The organism is Bradyrhizobium sp. PRIMUS42 (assembly GCF_023006515.1).
In the GTDB taxonomy this organism is placed as follows: Bacteria; Pseudomonadota; Alphaproteobacteria; order Rhizobiales; family Xanthobacteraceae; genus Bradyrhizobium.
On sequence record NZ_JALBGZ010000463.1, the window covers coordinates 1 to 5,170 of the forward strand.

General features: G+C 64.7%; 6 protein-coding genes and 1 pseudogene. 3 read left to right on the top strand and 4 right to left on the bottom strand.

The window, feature by feature from the left end; genetic code table 11:
* A partial coding sequence (locus MOV75_RS26645; RefSeq protein WP_247006878.1) for a bifunctional diguanylate cyclase/phosphodiesterase occupies positions 1-1,009 on the top strand: 1,009 nt, incomplete at its 5' end.
* Positions 1,010-1,027: 18 nt separating this feature from the next.
* Here MOV75_RS26645 and MOV75_RS26650 read toward each other — a convergent pair.
* Positions 1,028-1,288, bottom strand: coding sequence for a hypothetical protein (locus tag MOV75_RS26650; RefSeq protein WP_246923841.1), 261 nt, complete (start codon positions 1,286-1,288; stop codon positions 1,028-1,030).
* A gap of 258 nt (positions 1,289-1,546) precedes the next feature.
* Here MOV75_RS26650 and rocF point away from each other — a divergent pair, with 258 nt between their 5' ends.
* Positions 1,547-2,524 (top strand): arginase, encoded by a 978-nt coding sequence (gene rocF / locus MOV75_RS26655; RefSeq protein WP_246923836.1) that lies wholly within the window; start codon positions 1,547-1,549, stop codon positions 2,522-2,524.
* A gap of 156 nt (positions 2,525-2,680) precedes the next feature.
* A complete protein-coding gene (locus MOV75_RS26660) occupies positions 2,681-2,965 on the top strand; it encodes a hypothetical protein (RefSeq protein ID WP_247006880.1) in 285 nt (94 codons plus the stop codon).
* A gap of 5 nt (positions 2,966-2,970) precedes the next feature.
* On the opposite strand, the gene MOV75_RS26665 is transcribed toward MOV75_RS26660, so the two are convergent.
* The 3 genes and pseudogenes from MOV75_RS26665 to MOV75_RS26675 form a co-directional block, all read right to left on the bottom strand.
* Positions 2,971-4,257: an NRAMP family divalent metal transporter gene (locus MOV75_RS26665; RefSeq protein WP_246923826.1), complete on the bottom strand. Its 1,287-nt coding sequence runs from the start codon at positions 4,255-4,257 to the stop codon at positions 2,971-2,973.
* Positions 4,258-4,493: 236 nt separating this feature from the next.
* The gene (locus MOV75_RS26670) at positions 4,494-4,679 is read right to left on the bottom strand and encodes a hypothetical protein (RefSeq protein WP_246923823.1); all 186 of its coding nucleotides are present in this window, start codon (positions 4,677-4,679) and stop codon (positions 4,494-4,496) included.
* Between the two features lie 204 nt (positions 4,680-4,883).
* Positions 4,884-5,170: pseudogene (locus MOV75_RS26675) on the bottom strand (hypothetical protein); the annotation flags it as partial.

Below are 5,170 nucleotides of genomic sequence, written 5' to 3' on the forward strand. Positions count from 1 at the left end.
GGCGTTCGCCGAGCGGATCGCGCAGGCGTTCGAGGCGCCGCTTGCGACGGGCACGCGGCAGCACCGCGTCAGGATCAGCATCGGAGTTGCCGTCTATCCTGAAGGCGGGCACAACGCTGACGATCTCCTGAGCAATGGCCATCTCGCGCTGAGCCGGGCCAAGGCGACGCGGCGGGGCGGCCACGTGCTCTTCGAGGCTGCGATCCGGCAGGAGCTTGAGAACCGGCTGACGCTGGAGAGCGAGTTGGCGCTTGCCGCAGATCGCGGTGAGTTCGAGCTGTTCTACCAGCCCCAGGTTCGTCTGATCGACGGCGGCCTTGTCGGGGCCGAAGCGCTCATCCGATGGCGGCACCCCGTGCGCGGCTACGTCTCCCCCGGAGAGTTCATGCCGGTAGTCAACACTTCGGCCCTGTCCGAGCGGATCGCGAATTGGGTGATGGAGACCGCCTGCCATCAGGCACGTGCCTGGGAATTGTCGGGCAACGGCGTGCGCGTCGCGATCAACCTCTCGCCCTCGCAGCTTCAGTCCGGCGATCTTGCGCATGCGGTCGCGGCGCTGCTCGATGCGACGGGGCTCTCGCCCTCGCTGCTTGAGATCGAGGTCACCGAAGACATTCTGCTCCATGATGAAAGCCGCGTGCTCGACATGTTCAAGCGGATCCAGCAGCTGGGTGTCCGCGTCCTGTTCGACGATTTCGGCACGGGCTATGCAAGCCTGAGCTATCTGAAGAAGTTTCCGCTCGACGGGCTCAAGATCGACCGGTCGTTCGTGTTCGGTCTGCTCGAGAATTCCGACGATGCCGCGATCGTCGGCTCGACCATCGGGCTCAGCAAGCAGCTCGGCCTCACGGTCGTGGCTGAAGGCATTGAGAACCGCGCAACCGCCGACTTCCTGGTCAGCATGGGATGCGAGGATGGTCAGGGCTATTACTTCGGCCGTCCGATGCCTGCCGAGGCATTCGAAAAGCAATTCCTGGCGGCTGAATTCGTCGCGGTCAGCGCTGCCTGAGCAGGGTCGCCGCGTTATCTATCGCCGCCGCGCGACTGCGACGCCAAAGAGGAAAGCGACGAACAGGCTGGAAAGCGGTGCTTCGCGCGTGATCGCAGCGACCGTCGCGAGGGCTCCGCCGGGCTTGCGCGATTCCTCGATTGTAGAGGTCACACGGTCGACCGCTGCGTGCAGGCCACCGGCGACTTCACCGATGGTGCGGGAGACATCGGCTGCCGTATCGATGGCACGCTCGGCCACGCCGGGGTGGGAAGGGGATTGCGGTAAGTCCGTACTCAAGTGCGCGACCTCCAAGCCTGATGGCGGAGGCCGGCACCTTTGGCTATCCGCGCGAGCGCTCGTTTAGAACAGCGGGTCTGACGACCTTTGGCTATCCGCGACAGGCGCCGTGATTGACGGCGGGTGCCGGCCTTGAAGGGGCAATTCAGCGCACGGGATTTTGTTCCGAGGTGATCCGCCGACAGCGGAGGGACCCGGGAAACGACGGGTGCGAATCTCTGTTAGGCTTGCTCAACCTTGTTGACGCAGGAGGCAGCCGTGACCGATCAGGCCATGACGGATCGAACCCGGCGCATCGCCTTGCTCGGTGCTCCCATCGACATGGGCGCGTCGCAGCGCGGCACCTTGATGGGCCCTGCGGCGCTGCGGACCGCGGGCCTTGCGACACTGCTCGAAAGCCTGGATTTCGAGGTCGTCGACTACGGCGATCTTTCCGCAAGCGAGGTCCGGGATCTCGCGGACAGGCCGCCGGAAAGAGCCAATCACTACCGCGAGATCCAGCGCTGGACGCGCGTTCTAAGCCAACGAGGCCATGAGATCGCGAAAACCGGCGCGCTGCCGATCTTCCTCGGCGGCGATCACACGCTGTCCATGGGATCGGTCAATGCCATGGCGCGCCATTGGCAGGAGCGTGGACGGGAGCTGTTCGTGCTCTGGCTCGATGCCCATGCCGACTACAACACGCCGGAGACGACGATCACCGCGAACATGCACGGCATGTCGGCCGCGTTCTTGTGCGGCGAGCCCGGCCTCGACGGCCTGCTTGGCGAGGAGCCGCGCGCTTCGATCGGCCCTGACAGGCTCGATCTGTTCGGCGCGCGTTCGATCGACAAGCTCGAAAAGGAGCTGATGCGCGCACGCCGGATCAGGGTCGTCGACATGCGCCAGATCGACGAGTTCGGCGTCGCCGTGCTGATCCGGCGGGTCATAGAGCGGGTCAAGGCGAGCAACGGGGTACTGCATGTCAGCTTCGACGTCGATTTTCTCGACCCATGCGTGGCGCCGGGCGTCGGCACCACGGTGCCGGGTGGTGCGACCTATCGCGAGGCACACCTGATCATGGAGCTGTTGCACGATTCCGGCGTGGTCGGATCGGTCGACATCGTCGAGCTCAATCCCTTTCTGGACGAACGTGGTCGGACGGCGCGCACTGCTGTCGAGCTGATCGGCAGCCTGTTCGGCCAGCAGATCACCGATCGGCCGACGCCGAGCAACGCGATTGCTCCGGGCGAGTAAATCGGCGGACGGCGCTTGTGCGCCGCAAGGGCAATGGCCGCGGGCGCTTTGCTGCCGCAGAAGCGCCACGCTGGCCTGGAACATGCCGGGAGAGATGCGGGAACCGAGAGGGGCGGTTTTGAATTAACCTGCGACAGGACAATAGCGGATCCTTCGATGACAAGTGGTCGTTTCGCGAACTCCATTTCCAGCGCCCTCCGCCATCCCGGCGTGATCGCGCTCATCGTGGCTGGTCTGACGATTGCAGCAATGCTGATCGTCGACCACGGCCCTTGGAATCGCGCCAAGACCCAACCGGCCCACGTTGCGATGTATGCAACCACGGGAGAAGCGGCACGGGCCGCTGGCGCCGCGGTGCTCCCGACCAGACCGAAGTCGCCGATCGAGCCGGCGCGGCCCGGACCCCAGACGTCACCGACCGTCAATCCCGTAACGCCGTAGCTTCGTCAGCCCATCATCGACGAGCCCAGCAGGGCGAGGACAGCCAGCGCCATCAGCGCGGTGCCGAGCCAGCCCAGCGCGATCAGCCATGACCGGGCCCTGAAGCGACCCATGATCGCGCGGCTCGAGACGATCAGCATCATCATTGCCATGATGGGGACGGCGACGATGCCGTTGAGCACCGCGCTCCAGACCAGCATGTGGATCGAGTCTATGCCCGTGAAGCCGAGGCCGAAGCCGATGATGGTTGCCGCGGCGATGATGGTGTAGAAGCCGACCGCCTCGTCGGGCTTGGCCTCAAGCGTGGCGCGCCAGCCGAAGATCTCCGCGACGCCATAAGCGGCCGCGCCCGCCAGCACCGGGATCGCGAGCAGGCCGGTGCCGATGATGCCGGTCGCGAACAGCGCAAAGGTGAAGTCCCCGGCGAGCGGCCGCAGGGCTTCGGCCGCTTCCGTCGCCGAATTGATTTTGGTGACGCCGTTGGCGTGCAGCACCGACGCGGTAGTCAGAATGATGAAGAAGGCGATGCCGTTGGAGAGCAGCATGCCCGATATGGTGTCGGTCTTGATGCGGTCGAGTTCGTGCGTGCCGCCGCGCTTGAGCTCGCGCAGCGGCTTATCGCGTTTGCCCTGGTTCATCTCCTCGACCTCCTGCGAAGCCTGCCAGAAGAACAAATACGGGCTGATCGTAGTGCCGAGCACGGCCACCACCATCATGAGATAGTCGGCGCTGACATTGGCCTTGGGCCACACCGCGGCGAGCAGCGCCGTGCTCCACGGGATCTTGACGGTGAAGGCGGTCGCGACATAGGCGAACAGCGCCAAGGTGAGGAATTTCAGCACCGGCGAATAACGGCGATAGGGAAGGAACACCTGCAGCAGGGTCGAGCCCGCCGCGAAGATCAGGGCGTGCTCGTGGTTGAGCCCGCCGATGACGAGCGAGAGCGCCTCGGCCATCGCGGCGATGTCGGCGGCGATGTTGAATGTGTTCGCGGCGACGAGCATGGCGACAAGCGCCAGCACCGCCCAGCGCGGCGCGACCTTCATGACGTTGGCCGCGAGCCCCTTGCCGGTGACGCGGCCGATCTGCGCGCTGACGAGCTGGATGGCGATCATGAACGGTGTGGTCAGAAATACCGTCCACAGCAGCCCGTAGCCGAATTGCGCGCCGGCCTGGGAATAGGTGGCGATGCCCGACGGATCGTCGTCGGCAGCTCCGGTGATCAGGCCCGGCCCCAGTCGTTGCAGCAGCGTCGGCGAGGATTTCGTCGGGGTGACGGCGCTGTCGCTCATGGAAGGGAAGACCTCGATCGGGGGCGGTGTTCTCACTAGCAAATGCTAATGGGAGAACGAATGTTCCTACCATGCCGGAGATCGTCGTTTCGGATAAGGCTAATTCGACTTGACCCGCGGGCAAAACACCTGTAGAGTGCCACCATCGCAAGAATTCTCGAACGCCTCCGGTCGCCGGAGCGGGGCTCGCGTCCAAACGCGGACTTGAACGCAGCGATGGAAGTCTAGCGCCCTCGCTACTTGACGCTGACGAACATGCCCCAGGCGGCGGCCAGCGCCGCGCCGGAAAAGACGATCAGCGGGTTGTCGCAGAACCGGCTGCCATAGGTACACATGGTGACGCCGAGCGAGCCGATCTCGTGATTGCTCGCGGAATAGAACAGTCCCGACAGCGCCAGCAATGCGGCGGCGACGTAATACATGGCGATCTCTCCGAAACTCTCCCGATTGCGTCCGCGCAAGGAGAGCGAGCGACATGCTTCAGCATGGCGCGAAGAGATTTCATTCCGCCGAATCCGATGCGGCGGATTTGGCTAAATTTGGTTCCAAAATGCCTAGTTTTCCCGGCTTGCCTCACGACAAAAGGCCCCGCACCGCGGGGCCTTTCGAGTTGGGTCTGACGAGAGCTATCGCCGCGTGCCCGCGCCGTAAAGCTCGCGCTCGCGGCCGATGTCATCCGGAGACAGCGGTGGGCTTGCGGCATCGAAGTCGGTCCAGCCGGTCTTCTGCCAGGCCGCGCTGCGATCTCCAAGGTTCACGGACTTCTCGTGCAGAAGTGCATCGAGCCGCGTGCGGTCCTGATCGGGCACCTTCGCGGACACCAGCGTGCCGCCGCGGCGAACGCCCTCGGCATAGCGCGAGGCATCCTCCTTGGAGACGCCGGCCTGCGTGAGGGCGCCGATGATTCCACCCG

Bases quoted from the DNA above. Each gene is read 5' to 3' on its own strand.
- MOV75_RS26660 (WP_247006880.1), top strand. From the start codon at position 2,681: ATGACAAGTGGTCGTTTCGCGAACTCCATTTCCAGCGCCCTCCGCCAT.
- MOV75_RS26665 (WP_246923826.1), bottom strand. From the start codon at position 4,257: ATGAGCGACAGCGCCGTCACCCCGACGAAATCCTCGCCGACGCTGCTG.
- MOV75_RS26670 (WP_246923823.1), bottom strand. From the start codon at position 4,679: ATGTATTACGTCGCCGCCGCATTGCTGGCGCTGTCGGGACTGTTCTAT.